Origin of the sequence: Microbacterium sp. NPDC058389, from assembly GCF_042722305.1 — a bacterium.
Classification (GTDB): Bacteria; Actinomycetota; Actinomycetes; order Actinomycetales; family Microbacteriaceae; genus Microbacterium.
In genome coordinates this window covers 45,364-61,390 of the sequence record NZ_JBHXJQ010000013.1, presented here as the reverse complement: position 1 = coordinate 61,390, position 16,027 = coordinate 45,364, and the positions used below count along the sequence as shown (strand labels likewise).

11 protein-coding genes are annotated in these 16,027 nt (G+C 70.4%); 9 read left to right on the top strand and 2 right to left on the bottom strand.

The genetic code is table 11. The features are described from left to right. Positions 1-95: 95 nt before the first annotated feature. The 6 genes from ACFWJ8_RS15860 to ACFWJ8_RS15835 all read left to right on the top strand — a co-directional run bounded on the left by ACFWJ8_RS15860 (position 96) and on the right by ACFWJ8_RS15835 (position 7,747). On the top strand, positions 96-917 hold the full coding sequence (locus tag ACFWJ8_RS15860) for a DUF427 domain-containing protein (protein ID WP_378813329.1): 822 nt from the start codon (positions 96-98) through the stop codon (positions 915-917). A 141-nt stretch (positions 918-1,058) separates the two neighbouring features. After that, the gene (locus ACFWJ8_RS15855; RefSeq protein ID WP_378813328.1) at positions 1,059-2,609 is read left to right on the top strand and encodes an ABC transporter substrate-binding protein; all 1,551 of its coding nucleotides are present in this window, start codon (positions 1,059-1,061) and stop codon (positions 2,607-2,609) included. Positions 2,610-2,612: 3 nt separating this feature from the next. After that, positions 2,613-3,644, top strand: a complete 1,032-nt coding sequence (locus ACFWJ8_RS15850) for an ABC transporter permease (RefSeq protein WP_378813326.1) — start codon at positions 2,613-2,615, stop codon at positions 3,642-3,644. A gap of 1 nt (position 3,645) precedes the next feature. After that, on the top strand, positions 3,646-4,527 hold the full coding sequence (locus tag ACFWJ8_RS15845; RefSeq protein ID WP_378813325.1) for an ABC transporter permease: 882 nt from the start codon (positions 3,646-3,648) through the stop codon (positions 4,525-4,527). After that, positions 4,524-6,068: an ATP-binding cassette domain-containing protein gene (locus tag ACFWJ8_RS15840; RefSeq protein WP_378813323.1), complete on the top strand. Its 1,545-nt coding sequence runs from the start codon at positions 4,524-4,526 to the stop codon at positions 6,066-6,068. The genes ACFWJ8_RS15845 and ACFWJ8_RS15840 overlap by 4 nt, the downstream gene beginning before the upstream one ends. A 47-nt stretch (positions 6,069-6,115) precedes the next feature. Continuing rightward, entirely contained in the window at positions 6,116-7,747 is a 1,632-nt protein-coding gene (locus ACFWJ8_RS15835) for a hypothetical protein (protein ID WP_378813321.1), read from the top strand. 10 nt (positions 7,748-7,757) lie between these two features. On the opposite strand, the gene ACFWJ8_RS15830 is transcribed toward ACFWJ8_RS15835, so the two are convergent. Further along, a complete protein-coding gene (locus ACFWJ8_RS15830) occupies positions 7,758-9,491 on the bottom strand; it encodes a hypothetical protein (protein WP_378813320.1) in 1,734 nt (577 codons plus the stop codon). 120 nt (positions 9,492-9,611) lie between these two features. Here ACFWJ8_RS15830 and ACFWJ8_RS15825 point away from each other — a divergent pair, with 120 nt between their 5' ends. The 3 genes from ACFWJ8_RS15825 to ACFWJ8_RS15815 are packed head-to-tail and all read left to right on the top strand — an operon-like array spanning position 9,612 to position 13,269. Then, positions 9,612-10,586 carry an ABC transporter permease gene (locus ACFWJ8_RS15825; protein WP_378813318.1) on the top strand — a complete coding sequence of 325 codons (975 nt, stop codon included), beginning with the start codon at positions 9,612-9,614 and terminating at the stop codon, positions 10,584-10,586. Beyond that, the gene (locus ACFWJ8_RS15820; RefSeq protein WP_378813316.1) at positions 10,583-11,575 is read left to right on the top strand and encodes a carbohydrate ABC transporter permease; all 993 of its coding nucleotides are present in this window, start codon (positions 10,583-10,585) and stop codon (positions 11,573-11,575) included. The genes ACFWJ8_RS15825 and ACFWJ8_RS15820 overlap by 4 nt, the downstream gene beginning before the upstream one ends. Positions 11,576-11,634: 59 nt before the next feature. After that, positions 11,635-13,269, top strand: a complete 1,635-nt coding sequence (locus tag ACFWJ8_RS15815) for an extracellular solute-binding protein (protein ID WP_378813314.1) — start codon at positions 11,635-11,637, stop codon at positions 13,267-13,269. Positions 13,270-13,326: 57 nt separating this feature from the next. Here ACFWJ8_RS15815 and ACFWJ8_RS15810 read toward each other — a convergent pair whose 3' ends face one another. Then, positions 13,327-15,984: a transglycosylase domain-containing protein gene (locus ACFWJ8_RS15810; RefSeq protein WP_378813312.1), complete on the bottom strand. Its 2,658-nt coding sequence runs from the start codon at positions 15,982-15,984 to the stop codon at positions 13,327-13,329. Positions 15,985-16,027: the final 43 nt, after the last annotated feature.

Here is a 16,027-nt window from a genome sequence, read left to right as displayed (position 1 = left end):
TCATCGGCGGCAACCCCCGAGCGGGCGCGGCGCCCGGCGGCTTTCATGGTGGCGTCGAACCGCCGCCGACCCTGCTTCCAGGAGGAACCGTGTCCGTGACCAGCACGAACAGCACCACCGTCGCCCCGCCCGCCCGCGTCGAGCCCCGCACCGGTGCGACGCTCGCCCGGCGCGAGCCGGTGCATGCCGCCACCTGGACGTGGGAGCCCAGCGAACGCTGGGTGCGCGGATGGGTCGGCGACCTCGCCGTCGTGGATTCCCGCCGGCCCGTCCTGGTGTGGGAGCCCGGCGCGAAGGTGCCCGAGTACGGATACCCGCAGGGCGACGTCCGCACCGACCTGCTCGTGCCCGGCGAGGCGCCGGCCTCGTCGTACTACCGACCGCGGACCCCCGCCCGGCAGTGGTTTGACCTCGTCGTCGGCGACCGGCGCATCGAGGCCGCCGCCTGGACGTGGGACGTCGACGAGCTCGACGGCTTCATCGCGTTCACCTGGTACCCCGGCGTGCTCGACCGCTGGACCGAGGAGGAGGAGCGCGTGTTCGCGCATCCGCGCGACCCCCGCAACCGCGTCGACGCGCTGCCGTCCACACGCCGGATCGTGGTGACCGACGGCGACCGCGTGATCGCCGACTCAACGGCATCCGTCATCGTCTACGAGACCGGCCTCGTGCCCCGCTACTACCTGCCCCGCGAAGACGTCGACTGGTCGGCGCTGCGGGAGATCAGCCGGTGGAGCGAGTGCCCGTACAAGGGGGAGGCGACCGAGTACTGGGCGGCAGCGGATCGCCGCGAGCGCGAGATCGCCTGGTCGTATCCCGCACCGCTGGCCGCGGTGGCGCCGATCGCCGGCCGCGTCGCCTTCTACTCGGAGCGCGTGACGGTCGAGGTCGACGGCGTCCCCGTCGGCGCCGCATGACGCCCGATGACAGATCGTGACCGCGGGTGTCGCGGTGCGTCACGCACCGCTTGGCCGCGCCCCGGCACCCGGTCCACGATCGCTCACCACAGCCTGCGCCGCGCCCGCCGCGGCGCAACCGTCCCGCCCGAGAGGAACACCATGGCCCCTTCGTCCGACCCCCGACGCCCGCTGCGTGCGGCGCTCGCCGCGCTCGCCGTGGGCGCGCTCGCCCTGAGCCTCACGGCGTGCGCGACCGGCACGGCCGGCGGCAGCGCGTCCGACGCGGCATCCGACGACGTCTACCGCCTGCCGATCACCGACCCGGGCAGCGAGATCGACCCGCTGACCGTCGCGGACTACAACGCACAGATCATCTCGGGCCTGGTCACCGAGCCGCTCATCAGCCTCGACGCGGCCGGCGACCTGAACCCGCGCCTGGCCACGGACTGGTCGGCGTCGGACGACGGCCTCACCTGGACCGTCACACTGCGCGACGGCGCGGTGTTCAACGACGACACGCCGGTCACGTCGGCCGACGTGGTCGCGACGTTCCAGGCGATCACGGCCGAAGACAGCCAGTCGCCCGGCCGCAGCGCATTCGACGGCATCCTCGACTCGGTGGCCGCCGACGGCGACGAGGCGGTCGTGTTCACGCTCGTGCGTCCGTTCTCGGACTTCCCGCTGCTGCTCACCGGCACGAACACCGGCATCCTCCCCGCCGACTACGAGCCGGGAACGTGGCTCGACAACCCCGTCGGGGCCGGCCAGTTCCTGCTCGAGGACTACACCGTCGGCAAGGGTGCGACTTACGTCAAGAACCCGAAGTACTGGAACGCCGACGCCATCGAGCTCGACGGCGTCGAGCTGAAGGTCTACGGCGACACCCAGGCGACGCTGCTGGCCTTCCAGGCGGGGGAGATCGATCGCATCGGATTGACCTCCGACGTCGCGGCGACCGTCGACGCGTCGAAGTACAACACCATCTCGTCGGGCTACAACAAGATCGACGGCATCTTCCTCGACGTGACCGCGGCGCCCTTCGACGACCCGACCGCACGCGAGGCGCTCGCGTGGGCGATCGACCGGCAGGGGCTCGTCGACGACGTGTACCAGGGCAACGCCGACATCGCCGACGACGTCACCTTCTTCCCCGACTACGACCCGCAGCCAGCCGGGCTCGAGCAGCGCGAGCAGGACCTCGACAAGGTGGCGGACCTGCTCGACGGCCGTACGCTGTCGTTCACGATCACGACCGACAACCAGCTGTTCGGCGAGGTGCTGCAGCAGCAGCTGAACGCGGTCCCGGGCTTCGACGTCGACCTCGACGTGCTGACCGGCGAGCAGTACTACGCCGAGGGCGACGACACCCCGTGGCTGACCGCGGGCGTGACCGTCACCAACTGGGCCAAGCGGGTCCCGTCGCAGTACGTGTCGCTGATCTACGCGGCCGATTCGTCGTGGAACGCGTCGCACTACGCCAACCCCGAGCTGGAGGACCTGACCGCGCAGTTCGACGCCACCACCGACCCCGACGAGCGCCAGCAGCTCGCCGACCGGATCGCCGAGATCCAGTGGACCGACCTGCCCGTCATCGTCCCGGCCTTCTCGAAGGCGCAGTCGCTGCAGGACAAGCGCGTCAAGGGCGAGTTCGCCGGCGCGCTGGACTTCTACACCGGCTACGACTTCTCCGGCATCTCGATCGAGGACTGACGCGTGACCGCCGACCCCCGCCTCGAGAGCGGTCCCCGCCTCGGGCGGGGGCCGGCGGTGCTGCGCGTGCGTCACCGAGGGATCGGCCGGCTCGTCGGGCAGCGGTCGATCCAGATCCCCGCGGTGCTGCTCGTCGTGTCGGTGCTCGTGTTCTGGCTCATCCAGGTGGTGCCGGGCGACCCCGGACGCAACGCCCTGGGGCAGTACGCGACGGCGGAGCAGGTGCAGGAGTGGAACGCCGCCCACGGCCTCGACGGCGGCCTCGTCGACCGCTACCTGTCATGGCTCGGCGGCTTCGTCACCGGGCAGTGGGGCACGAGCCTCGTGTACGGAGACCCCGTCGCGCCACTCGTGCTCGAACGCCTCGGCAACTCGGTGCTGCTGGGCCTCTACGCCTTCGCGATCCTCGTGCCGCTGGCGATCGGGATCGGCGCCTGGCAGGCGCGCCGCGAAGGGTCGCGCACGGATCGCGCCGCCACCGTGGGGCTCATGTCGCTGGCGTCGGTGCCCGAGTTCGTCGTCGGCGTGCTGCTGCTCATCGTGTTCGCGCTCATCTTCCCGGTGCTGCCGATCCAGTCCGGCGATGCGGTGGGCGCGGGCTTCTTCCCTCAGTTGAGGGCGATGACGCTGCCGGCGGTGACGCTCGCCCTCGGATACGTGTCGGTGCTCGCGCGCATGACCCGCACCGGCGTGGTCGAGGCGACCGGTTCGCAGTTCTACCGCACCGCGGTGATCAAGGGCGTTCACGGCGGAGCGCTGTTCCGCCGCCACGTCGCGCGCAACGCGCTGATCCCGACGATCTCGCTGATCGGCGTGTACCTGGGGGCCCTGCTCGGCGGCAGCGCGGTCGTCGAGACGCTCTTCGGCTACCCGGGCCTGGGTGAGCTGCTGGTGACGGCCACCCAGAAGAAGGACGTCTTCATCCTCGCCGCCGGGGTCATGGTGACCGGGCTCATCTCGCTGTGCGCACTGCTGGTCACCGATGTCGCGTTCACGGTCGTCGATCCGCGCGTGCGGTTCACAGAAGGGGAGTGAGATGGCCGCAGACGTGCTGCTCGCCGACCGCGTGGACCTCGCGGTGCCGATGGATGCCGCGACCCCGCGTGCCGGCGGCGCCTGGGCCGCCCTCCTGCGACGCCCGACGTTCACCCTCTCGGCGGTCGTCATCGTGTGGTGGGTGTTCGTCGCGATCGCGTGGCGCTGGTTCGGGCTGGACCCGTTCGGCGACACCGGTGCGAAGCTCGCCCCGCCGAGCCCGGAGCACTGGTTCGGCACCGACCGCATCGGGCGCGACGTGTTCGCCCGCGTGCTCGCCGGGGCCGAGTCGGCGCTGCTCATCGGCCCGCTCGGAACGCTCATCGCCACCGTCCTCGGCACGGCGCTCGGCCTGATCGCCGGGTACCGGCGGGGCTGGGTCGACCAGCTCTTCATGCGCACGTTCGACGTGTTCCTCGCGCTGCCGACGCTCATCTTCTTGCTGGTGATCGTCGGCGCCTTCGGGAGCAGCCCGCTGGTGCTGGCGGGCGCGATCGGCGTGCTGTTCGCTCCCGGCATCGCCCGCATCATCCGTGCCGAAGTGCTCGTCGAGATGGGCAAGGACTACGTCACGAGCGCGCAGGTGCAGGGCGAGCGCACGGGGCTCATCCTCGCGCGCGAGCTGCTGCCCAACGTGTGGCCGCAGGTCGCGGTGCAGGCGGCGCTGAGCATCGGCGGTGCGGTGTTCGTGGCATCCTCGCTGTCGTTCCTGGGACTGGCGGCCGCGCCCCCGTCGCCGGACTGGGGACTCGCCGTCAACGAGAACCGCGCGTACCTGCAGGGGGCGTGGTGGACGCTCGTCTTCCCGACCCTCGCGATCGCGTCGCTCGTGGTGTCTGTCAACCTCGTGGCCGACAACCTGAAGGAGGTGCTGCGCGGATGACAGGTCTCGTCTCGGTGCGCGGGCTCACGATCGACCACCGCGTCGACGGCGGGCTGCGCACCGCCGTGCAGGACGTCGACCTCGACATCGCCGAGGGCGAGGCCCACGGGCTGGTGGGCGAGTCGGGCTCGGGCAAGAGCACGATCGCGCTGGCGCTCACGCGGTACCTCCCGAAGGGCGCACGGGTGCACGCCGACCAGCTCCGGGTGGCCGGGCGCGACGTGCTCGGGCTCGACACCCCTGCCTTGCGCGCGTATCGCCGCGATGACGTCGGCGTGGTGTACCAGGAGCCGTCGCGTGCGCTCAATCCGACGGCATCCATCGGCGCGCAGGTCGCCGAGGCCCACCGCCTGCGCGGTCTTGCCCGGCCCGCCGCGCGCGAGGCGACGCTCCACTCGCTCCAGGAGGTGGGACTGCCCGACCCCGAACGGCTCGCGGCACGGTACCCGCACGAACTGTCGGGCGGGCAGCAGCAGCGCGTCATGATCGCGATGGCGCTCGCTGCGCGACCGCGTCTGCTGATCCTCGACGAACCGACGACCGGGCTCGACAGCCAGGTGCAGGCGGAGGTGCTCGCGCTCATCGGCCGCCTGCAGCAGCGCCTGGGGTTCGCGAGCCTGCTCATCAGCCACGACCTGCCGCTGGTCGCCGCCCACAGCGACCGCGTCGGCGTGCTCGAGCACGGCCGGCTGCGGGAGACGACCTCGTCGGCGCGGCTCGTCGTCGATCCCGCGCACGAGTACACGCGGCGGCTGGTCTCGGCGATCCCCGCGTTCGACGGCGCGGTGCGCGAGAGAGTGGATGCCGCCGGCCCGCCGCTCCTCGTCGCCACCGGCCTGCGCAAACGGTACGCCGGGCACGCGGCCATCGACGGCGTGGACCTGCACATCGGGCGCGGCGAGACCCTCGGGATCGTCGGGGAGTCGGGGAGCGGCAAGACGACCCTCGGCCGCGTGGTGGCCGGGCTCACGGCGTTCGACGGCGAGGTCGTGCTCGATGCGCCCCGCACTCCGCCTCCCGTGCAGATCGTGTTCCAGAGCCCCGACGCCTCGCTCAACCCGCGCCGCACGGTGCGGCAGACGCTGCGGCGGGCCATCGAGCTGCTGCACGGCGACGGCACGCCCGAAGGCCTGGTGGCGCAGACCGGGCTCCCGGCCGACGTGCTCGACAAGCTGCCGCATCAGCTGTCGGGCGGGCAGAAGCAGCGTGTCGCGATCGCACGGGCGTTCGCGGGCAGGTCACCGCTCATCGTGTGCGACGAGCCGACCTCGGCGCTCGACGTGACGGTGCAGGCGACCGTCGTCGATCTGCTGATCGACCTGCAGCAGCGAACGGGCGTCTCGTACCTCTTCATCTCGCACGACCTCGCCGTCGTGCGGCGCATCTCGCATCGGGTGGCCGTCATGCAGCGCGGGCGCCTGGTCGAGACGGCTCCCGCGTCCGAGATCTTCGGCGGGGCGCGGCACCCGTACACGCAGAGCCTCATCGCGGCGGCCCGTCACGGCCGCGGCGACCGGCCCGCGGATGCGATCGCGAACTGACCGGGATTCTCTGCCCGTTCACAGAGGATGAGGAGCACGCTGAAGGGGTGAGCGTCTCACCGGAGAGGTTCGGGTCGGGCCCGGTCGGCGCCGCCGGAGCGCCGGTGGCGGACCGGACGCCGGCGGCGGCTGCGGCGAGCGATCGCGAGTCAGCGTCGCATGAAGCGCCCGGCGTCGACCCCCTCCGGCTGGGACGCGCCGCCGGGATCGTCGGGGTCGTCGCAGCGCTCGTGAGCATGGCCGGCTCGTGGATCCCGTCGCTGTGGGGCGACGAGGCCGCGAGCGTGCTGTCGGCCACGCGCCCGCTCGACAGCCTGCTGTCGATGCTCACCCGCGTCGACGCCGTGCACGGCGCGTACTACCTCGGGCTGCACGAATGGGTGCGGCTGTTCGGGTCGGGCCCGTTCGCCGTGCGGCTGCCGTCGGCGCTCGCGATCGGCGTGTGCGCGGCGGCCGTGACGTGGCTGTGCGGGCGGCTGGGCGGGGCCGGCCGCCCCGGGTCGATCCGGTTCGCCGTGCTCGCGGGCGCCGTGACGGCCGTGCTGCCGCGACTGACCTACGCCGGCGAGGAGGCGCGCGGCTACGCGTTCTCCGCCGCCCTCGCGACGCTGCTCTGGGTCGTGGCCGTCGAGCTGCTTCGGCGAGGGATGCCGTCACGCCGCGGCTGGGCCGTCTACGCGGTCGTGCTCACCGTCGGCGTCTACGTCTTCCTGTATCTGGCGCTCCTCGCCGTCGCGGTGGGCGTCGTGCTGGCGACGGACCGCGACCGGCGCCGCCACCTGCGGCACTGGGCGGTCGCGTCGGGCGCTGCGCTCGTCGCGGTGAGCCCGCTGCTCGTGCTCGCCCAGCTGGAGAAGCATCAGATCGCCTTCCTCGCCCACCGCGACGTGGTGACGCCGAACACGGTGCTCGTCAAGATGTGGTTCGGCGCGTGGCCGTTCGCCGTCGTCGCGGGGGCGCTGATCGTCGTGGCGGCGGTGCTCTGGGTGCGCGCACGGGTGCGGCGGCGGCAGGAGCCGCAGCTCCTCGACCTCGAGACGGTCGCGCTCGCCTGGCTCGTGATCCCCACCGGCGCGCTGCTGCTCGCCAGCACCGTGATCGCCGACTACACGCCGCGATACGGCACGTTCGCCGCCCCGGCCGCCGCGATCCTCATCGCTCTCGGGGTGCGGCGGCTGGACGGCATCCACTGGTCGCGTCGGATGCCGCACACCGCGATCGCCGCGATCGCCGTCGCCGCGGTGCTCGTCGCCGCGGCTCCGGTGTGGGTGGGACAGCGCACCGCGTGGGCGAAGAACCAGTCCGACTGGAACGACATCGCCGCCACCGTGCAGGGCCACGCGCAGAGCGGAGACGCGATCGTGTTCGACGACTCGGTGCGGCCGTCGCGCCGACCGCGGCTCGCGCTCGACACCGACCCGGCGGCGTTCGCCACGGTCGACGACGTGCTGCTCAAGACGCCGTACGCCGACAGCGCCACGTGGCACGCGACGACCTACGGCATCCCGGAGGCGGCCGCGCTCGGGCGGTTCACCGGCGTGACGCGGGTGTGGCTGGTCGAGTACGAGAGCGGCGCGGCGCCCGACACGTGGGGTGTCGCCGACCTCGAGGCGCTCGGCTTCCGCGTCGCGGAGCACGTCGACCTGCATCGCAGCGACGTCTACCTGCTGACGCGCTGATCCGGCGACCTCAGCGGCAGAGGTCGACAGCCGGCGGCTCGGGTCCGTCCCAGTCGACTCGGCCGCCGGCATCCACGTGGATCACGGGCGGTCCTCCGTCGGCGAGGTGCACGCGGTTCTCCCGGGCTACCAGGGCCCGCAGCCCCCGAAGCTCGGCGAACAGCGGCTCGGCGAGCTCGACGTCGTTGCCCTCGAACGTCACCGCGCCGTGGACCGGCAGACCACCGGAGGGGACGCCCGGGGCCACCTCGAGCACGCCGGCGGTGACGTCCCGGAAGACGTTGCCGACGATCGCGACGTCGGTGACGGGGCCGGACTCCCACCAGTCCGACGCGTCTGCGGCGATCTGGATGCACGGCATCGCGATGCCCTCGAAGCGGCACCCCTCGATGCGGACCGGGCGGCGGGTGGTCACCAGGATGGCGCGCGTCGGCACTCGCCGGAAGGCGCACCCCGAGATCGTGACCTCGGGGGTGCGGGTGAGGTTCTCGGCGGCGAGGAGGCCCGCGTGCGCCGCCGCCAGCACGTCGGGGGGCAGCGGCTCGGCGAGCCCGACGCGGATCGGCAGCCCCGCCGACGCCAGGTCGCGCCCGCTGGGCCCCGTCGCGCGCCGGACGGTCGTCGCGTGCACCGGCTGCAGCGTCCGTCGGTCGACGAGCTCGATCTGCTCGCCCTCGCCGAACGAGGGGAACCCGGCGGTCTGGTCGTGGCGGTACTCGAGCGTGACGGCATCCCGCTCCGCCGCGGCGACCGCGAGATACGTGCCGTGCACGTTGATGGGGTCGTCGTGGGGGCCGTCGAACTCGCAGTCGCGGATCGTCACGCGGCCGCGCATGCCCGAGCACTGCACGAAGTCCGCGAATCCTGCGGTCACGCGTCCGTCGCCCTCGGGCGCGCGGAACACCACGCCGTCGAGGGTGAGATCCGCGCTGTTCTGCGCGACGAGCCCGAATCCGTGCAGGTAGTCGATGCGCAGGCGTCGCAGCGCCACGTCCGCCGAGTCGAGCACGAGCATGCCCGGATGGTCGCGATCCGTCTCGCGCAGCTGATAGACCAGCCCCCGATCGTCGGGAGGGGATGCCGTCGCGTACGAGATCCGCAGGGTCCGGGCATCCACGCGCTCGACGGCGGCGACGTCGTCGAACAGCGGGCAGGGGGCGCGCCGCACGCGGCCGGTCGCCGGATCGCACACCTGGCTGTACGCGAGCGCGTTGCGCCCCGCCCAGTAGAGCTCGCCGGTGAAAGGCGAGCGCTCGGACCGCCACACGACATCGGTGCCGTCGAGGTCGAACCCGTTCTGAGCCGGGACGGTGAGGACCCGCCACGCGCCGGCGGCGTCGACACCCGCATCCGCCACCGCCACGTCGATCACCGTGGGCACCGCCCAGTCGATCTCGAGCCCCTGGACGTCGACCCCGCGGCCGTCGATCACCGCGAGGGAGGTCTGTCTGCCGTGCACGACGAGCCGGGCGCCGTCGGCCTCGACCGAGAGGTCCGTCACCCCGTCGAGCAGCATGCCGATCGACTTCTCCGCGAAGCGCGGGTCGATGCCGACGGTGTTCGAGACGAACAGCTCGCGGTGGATCGAGGTCTCGGGCCACAGGTGGAAATCACCCGGCGGGAGCACCAATCTGGCGCGTCCCGGCGTGGATCGGGCCGCGTCGATCGCGGCCCGGAGAGCTTCGCCGGCGTCGTCCGCGCCCGGCTGCCAGCCGTAGTCGCGCACGTCGAAGAGAGCGGACACCCAACGCCTCCTTACGAGGGCCCCGAAGCGACGTTCCCAAAAAAGGTCGGATCATTCGGTAGCGGAATCGAGATCGACAACATAATATTACGACGTAAAGTAACTCCCCGGAGGATCCAGATGAAGCTCAGTGCCGAGCAAGCGCCGCCCATCGAGGCGGTGATCGAGCAGCCGCCGCGTGTGTCGAATCGCACCCGATTCGTCCGCAGCCTGCGGCGCTACTGGCAGCTGTACCTGCTCCTGCTGCTGCCCATCGTGTGGTTCATCGTGTTCCGCTACGTGCCGATGGCCAACGCGGTCATCGCGTTCAAGAACTACAACCCCATCGACGGCGTGTGGGGGAGCCCGTGGGTCGGGTTCGACAACTTCGAGCGACTGTTCCGCAACCCGGTGTTCCCGCGCCTGGTGGGCAACACGTTCATCCTCGCGCTGTACACCCTGATCGCGAGCCTCCCGCTGCCGATCATCCTGGCGCTCGCGCTCAATGAGGTGCGGCTGCGGTTCTTCAAGCGCACGGTGCAGCTCGTGACGTACGCGCCGTACTTCATCTCGACCGTGGTCATCGTGTCGATGACGATCCTGCTGCTCTCGCCACGCGTCGGACTGCTCGGGCGCACGTTGAGCTTCTTCGGCGCCGGCCAGGTCGACCTGCTGGCGAACGCCGACTTCTTCCGGCACATCTACGTGGCGACCGACCTGTGGACAACCACCGGGTACTCGGCGGTCATCTACCTCGCCGCGCTCGCCTCGGTCGACGTGTCGCTGTACGAGGCGGCCAAGATCGACGGCGCCTCGCGGCTGCAGAAGATCCGCCACGTCGATCTGCCGGCGCTCATGCCGACCGCCACCATCATCCTCATCCTGGGTGTCGGCAACATCATGGCGATCGGGTTCGAGAAGGCGTTCCTGCTGCAGAACCCGTTGAACCTGTCGACATCCGAGATCATCCCGACCTACGTGTACAAGACGGGCATCCTCAACGCGAACTTCAGCCTCGGAGCCACGATCGGTCTCTTCAACGCGGTGATCAGCCTCGTGCTGCTGCTCGTCGTCAACACCGTGTCCAAGCGCGTCACAGGAAATGGGTTGTGGTGAGCACTGTCATCAAGAACGAGGCGTTCCTCGCCGAGGAGGCCGCGACGGCCGCCGTGGTCGTGCCCGGTCGCAACCGCAACCGCCGGCGCTCGCCGTACCTGGGCGTCAAGGTCAAAGAGACCAAGGGCGACCGTGCCTTCGTGATCGCCGCCTATGTGCTGCTGACGGTCTTCCTGCTGGTGGTGCTGCTGCCGCTGCTCAACATCATCGCGAGCTCGCTGTCCAGCCCGCGGGCGGTGTCGTCGGGGCAGGTGCTGTTCTGGCCGGTCGACCTCACGTTCCTCGGCTATCAGGAGGCGCTCGGCAACCCCGCGATCCTGCGAGGCTTCGCCAACTCGGTCTTCTACACCGTCGTCGGCACCCTGATCAGCGTCGCCGGCACGGTCGCCATCGCCTACCCGCTGTCGCGGCAGAACCTGTTCGGCCGCAAGGTGCTCACCGGCGCCGTCGTCTTCACGATGCTCTTCAGCGGCGGCGTGATCCCGATGTACCTCGTCGTGCAGTCCCTCGGACTGCTCGACACCCGGTGGTCGATGCTGCTGCCGAACGCGATCGGCGTGTGGCAGGTCATCATCGCGATGGTGTTCTTCCGCTCCTCGATCCCCGACGAGGTCTACGAGGCGGCACAGCTGGACGGCGCGAGCGAGCTGCGCATCCTCTGGACGATCGTGCTGCCGCTGGCGAAGCCGCTCATCGCGGTGATCGCGCTCATGTACGCGATCATGCAGTGGAACTCGTACTTCGACGCGCTCATGTATCTGCGCAACGCCGACCTCCAGCCGCTGCAGCTCGTGCTGCGCGGGCTGCTGATCCTCAACGACACCGGCGCCGGCGGCGGCGACGTCACCGAGCAGCTGCGGCGTCGCGAGCTCGCCGACCTGCTGCGCTACTCGACCGTCGTCATCGCGACCGTGCCGATGCTCGTCGTCTACCCGTTCGTCGCGAAGTACTTCAACAAGGGGATCATGGTCGGCGCCGTCAAGGGCTGACCCACCCCTCCCACAGACCCACCACCACTCGAATGACCCGGGCAAAGGAGATTCCGGCAATGAAACACAGCATGATCCGAGGCGTCGCAGCCGTCGGCGCCGTCCTGGCGATGACCGTCGCCATGGCGGCGTGCACCCCCGCGGCCGACGACGACAACGGCAAGCTCGTCGCCTTCGGCCCGCAGGGCGACAACGGTTCGCTCAAGGACAACCTGTTCACGCAGGAGGTCGAGAAGAAGTTCGACATCGACTTCGACTGGCAGACGACGACCTACGACGGCAGCGTCGCGGGCGAGAAGCGCCAGGTGTCGCTGGCGAGCGGTGACTATCCCGACGCGTACTTCCTGGTGCCGTGGGTGGACGCCTTCTCTCGCAGCGAGATCCTCAAGTACGGCCAGCAGGGCGTGCTCGTGCCGCTGGACGACCTGATCGACGAGTACGCGCCGAACCTCAAGGAGCGCTTCGAGGAGAAGCCCGACTGGAAGCAGTCGGTCACGGCTCCCGACGGCCACATCTACGCCATCACCCAGTGGAGCGAGTGCTTCCACTGCAGCTTCCCGTCGAAGCTGTGGATGAACACGACGTGGCTCGACAAGCTCGGCCTGGAGGCCCCGACGACCACCGAAGAGCTGCGCGACGTGCTGCGGGCGTTCAAGAACGACGACCCGAACGGCAACGGGCAGGCCGATGAGGTGCCGCTGAGCGCCTCCGCCGCGGAGCCGATCATGAACTTCTTCATGAACGCGTTCACGTACGCACCGGTCGGCGGTCCGTCGAGCCCGCCGCCGCTGGTGATGGACGACGGCAAGGTGCAGCTCGCTGCGACGTCCGATGCGTGGCGCGAGGGTCTCAAGTACCTCGAGTCGCTGGCGGCCGAGGGTCTTCTCGACAAGGGGTCCTTCACGCAGAACGGCGACGCCCTGAAGGCGCTCGGCGACAACGCGGGCGCCGAGATCCTCGGTTCGGCCGCGGTGCTGCACCCGTACGAGTTCGTCACGGCGAACTCTCCGGACGGCCGCGACACGCACTACGACGCGATCGCACCGGTCGCCGGCCCCGACGGCACGCAGCTGGCCACGTGGAAGTCGCCGGTCAACCCGCTCGGCATGTTCGCGCTGACCAACAAGTCCAGCGAGGAGGAGCGCATCAAGGCGATCAAGCTCATCGACTACATCGTCACGGACGACGGCACGAAGCGCGCCGCGATGGGCCCCGAGGGCGAGGCCTGGGTGCCGGCCGAGGCCGGCGACGTCGCGCTCGACCCCGAGCTCGACCCGACGTTCCGCCCGCTGACCTACGACGAGACGTCCAACGCGGCGTGGCGCTCGATGGGCCAGTACTGGGACTCGCTGGAGTTCCGCAACTCGCAGGTGTTCCCCGAGGACATCTACACGACCGACGGCTACGAGCGCCGGCTGCTCCAGGCGACGCAGCTGTACGAGCCGTACCAGCCGGACGAGAGCATCCTGTTCCCGGCCGAGAAGCTGTGGCCGGACGCCGACACGTCGGCCGAGCTCGCCGACCTGCAGACGAACATCGCGAACTACGTCACCCAGGCGCAGGCCGAGTTCGTCACGGGTCAGCGTGACATCAACGACGACGGCGCGTGGCAGGCGTACCTCAGCGATCTCGACGGTCTGGGCCTGTCCCAGTTCCTGCAGATGGAGCAGGACCTCTACGACGCCCTGAAGTAGTCGCACGAACCCCGGACGAGTGGATGCCGTACCCGCGGCATCCACTCGTCCGCTGTGTCACCCGTGGGTGCCGGTGCCGGTGCCGGTGCCGCTGTTGCCGGTGCCGGTGCCGGTGCCGCCGGTGTCGGTGTCGGTGTCGGTGCCGTTGCCGTTGCCGTTGCCGTTCCCGTCCCCGGTGCCGTCGTTCCCGTTCCCGGTGCCGTCACCCGGGCTTGAGGGCGACATGCCGGTGCTCGGGTGGAGCGTGACCGTCGTGCCGGCGGTGACGCGGCCCGCACCCGGGTCCTGGGTCGCGACCAGCCCGGCGGCCACGTCGGAGTCCACGGCGTCGCCGACGCTGACGGTGAACCCTGCCGTCTCGAGCCGGCTCTGCGCGTCGGCGACGCTGAGACCCGTGACATCGGGGAGCGTGACCTGCGCGGTCTTGACGAGATCCGCGTCGGGCGTCGGGAACGCGTCGCCGCCGTAGGCGGCGTTCGCGGCCGACTGCACGGCCTTGCCGATGCGGTAGCGGATGTCCGACAGCCGGTTGCCGTTGTAGCGCGTGTTGAAGACGTCGCCGAAGCCGTCGGCGTTGCCGGCCCACGTGGCTGTCGTCACCTTGGTGCTCGACTCGATGAGCCACGTCTGCCATGCCTCGTGCGTGCCGGTCTTGCCGAGCACGGGCGTGCCGTCCCAGGGGTTGCCCTGCGTACCGCTGCCGCCCGAGGCCATCACGCCCTGGAGCGCGTAGGCGGCGGTCGCGGCGATCTCGGGATCCAGTGCGGCGGTGCACGAGTGCTCCAGCCCGGCGACCTCCTTCCCGTCGGCGTCCGTCACGCGGTCGATCGGAGTCGGCTCGCAGAAGGTGCCGCCGTTCGCGACGGTCGCGTAGGCCGCGGCCATCGCGATGGGCGACACCGCGGCGGTGCCGATGACCGAGTTGAGGTTCTTCATCGTGATCGCGTCGCCGTCCGCCTGTGTGACGCCCAGGCGGCTCGCGACCTTCTCGATGTCGCACAGATCGAGCTTCTCGGCCATCGCGAAGTACCCGGTGTTGAGCGAGCTGGCGGTGAACTGCAGCGGCGTGCCCCACTTGCCCGCAGCTTTTCCGAAGTTGTTCACGAGGGTGTTCGAGGTGTTGGTCCAGTCGCCCTCGCACGAGTTGGTGAGGTGCTCGAACACGCGCAGCCGGCCATCGAGCGACTCGTTGACGGAATGCCCCTTCTCGAGCCAGTCGAGCAGCGTGAACAGCTTGAACGTCGAGCCGGCGTTGAAGCCGGTGGAACCTCCGGTGGCGAGGTCGCCGGCGAACACGAGCGACGAGTAGGAGGGGTCGCCGTCGTGTGCCGCGTCCTCGCTGAACGTCGTGTTCTGCGCGATCGCGAGGATGCGGCCGGTCGAGGCCTCGATGCTGACCGACGTCGATCCGAACCGGCCGGTCGCGGCATCCTTCGCCGTCGGCATGTCGGCGGAGGCCGGCGCGTACGTCGTCATCGCCTGCTCGGCGGCGGACTGCACGCGCGAGTCGAGCGTCGTGTACACGTTGAGACCGCCGCGCTGGAGGGTCTGCAGGCGGTCGGCGCGGGTCTCGCCGAACGCCGGATCGTTGAGGATCGTGTCCTTCACGTACTGGCAGAAGTAGGCGGCGCCGCCGGCGGCCGCGCATCCGGTCACGGTGGGCGTGATCGTCGGGGAGATCGGCTCGATCGCGGCAGCCACGTACTGGTCGTGCGTGATCTTCTTGTCGGCGAGCATGCGGCTCAGCACGTACAGCTGGCGCCCCTTGGTGGAGGTGTAGCCGTCGGCGGCGGCGACGTACTGTTCCTGCGTGATCGTGCCGTCGGCCAGCAATGAGTCGAGCGCCGCGAGCTCGTTGCCCTGCACGTCGTCGACCGCGCCGTCGGGCGCCTTGTTGAGCTTCGCGCCGTCGGACGTCGTGATCGACCCGTCCGTGCGGTCGATGCGGTAGCTGTTCGGGTTCTGCACCATGCCGGCGAGCGTGGCGGCCTGGCCGAGCGTGAGGTTCGCCGCGGACGTGCCGAAGTAGTACCGCGCGGCCGACTCGATGCCGTAGGTGGTGCCGCCGAAGTTCGCGATGTTGAGGTATCCGAGGAGGATCTCGTCCTTGGAGTACTTCTGCTCCAGGGCGATCGCATACCGCATCTCCTGCAGCTTGCGCTCGATGCCCTCGGTGCCGCTGGACGTCGTCGCGTCCGTCCAGCACGCGTACTTCTCGTCGGAGGTCTTGGCGCTCGCCTCGCACTGCTGGACGAGCACGTTCTTGACGTACTGCTGGCTGATCGTCGATCCGCCCTGCGTCTCGCCGCCACCCGCGAGGTTCGACAGCACCGCGCGGGTCGTGCCGATGGCGTCGACGCCGCCGTGATCGTAGTAGCGCGGGTCCTCGCTGGAGAGGATCGCGTCGTACATCACCGGCGCGACCTGGTCGTACGAGACCGGTGTGCGGTCCTGCTCGAGGAACTTCGCGAGCAGCACCGGCTGCCCGGTGTCGGGGTCGGTGGCGTAGAAGTTGCTCGGCAGCATGAGCTGGTCGATCTCGAGCGTGCTCGGCAGGTCGTCGAAGAGAGTGAGCGCCCCGCTGGCCGCACTGCTGGTGAGGGCGACGGCCGGGGTGACCGTCGCGGCGATCAGCACCCCGGTGACGGCGCTGAGGCCCACCAATCCGGCGAGTCCGGTGAGGATCCCTCTTTTCGGGCGCGACGAATCAGGCATGGTTCCGAGGGTAGGAACCCAGCCTGTGCGGTCACGGAGCGCC

What these genes read in the sequence shown, in the direction of transcription:
- ACFWJ8_RS15855 (WP_378813328.1), top strand. Translation starts at nt 1,059, where the DNA reads ATGGCCCCTTCGTCCGACCCCCGACGCCCGCTGCGTGCGGCGCTCGCC.
- ACFWJ8_RS15845 (WP_378813325.1), top strand. Translation starts at nt 3,646, where the DNA reads ATGGCCGCAGACGTGCTGCTCGCCGACCGCGTGGACCTCGCGGTGCCG.
- ACFWJ8_RS15840 (WP_378813323.1), top strand. Translation starts at nt 4,524, where the DNA reads ATGACAGGTCTCGTCTCGGTGCGCGGGCTCACGATCGACCACCGCGTC.
- ACFWJ8_RS15825 (WP_378813318.1), top strand. Translation starts at nt 9,612, where the DNA reads ATGAAGCTCAGTGCCGAGCAAGCGCCGCCCATCGAGGCGGTGATCGAG.
- ACFWJ8_RS15815 (WP_378813314.1), top strand. Translation starts at nt 11,635, where the DNA reads ATGAAACACAGCATGATCCGAGGCGTCGCAGCCGTCGGCGCCGTCCTG.
- ACFWJ8_RS15810 (WP_378813312.1), bottom strand. Translation starts at nt 15,984, where the DNA reads ATGCCTGATTCGTCGCGCCCGAAAAGAGGGATCCTCACCGGACTCGCC.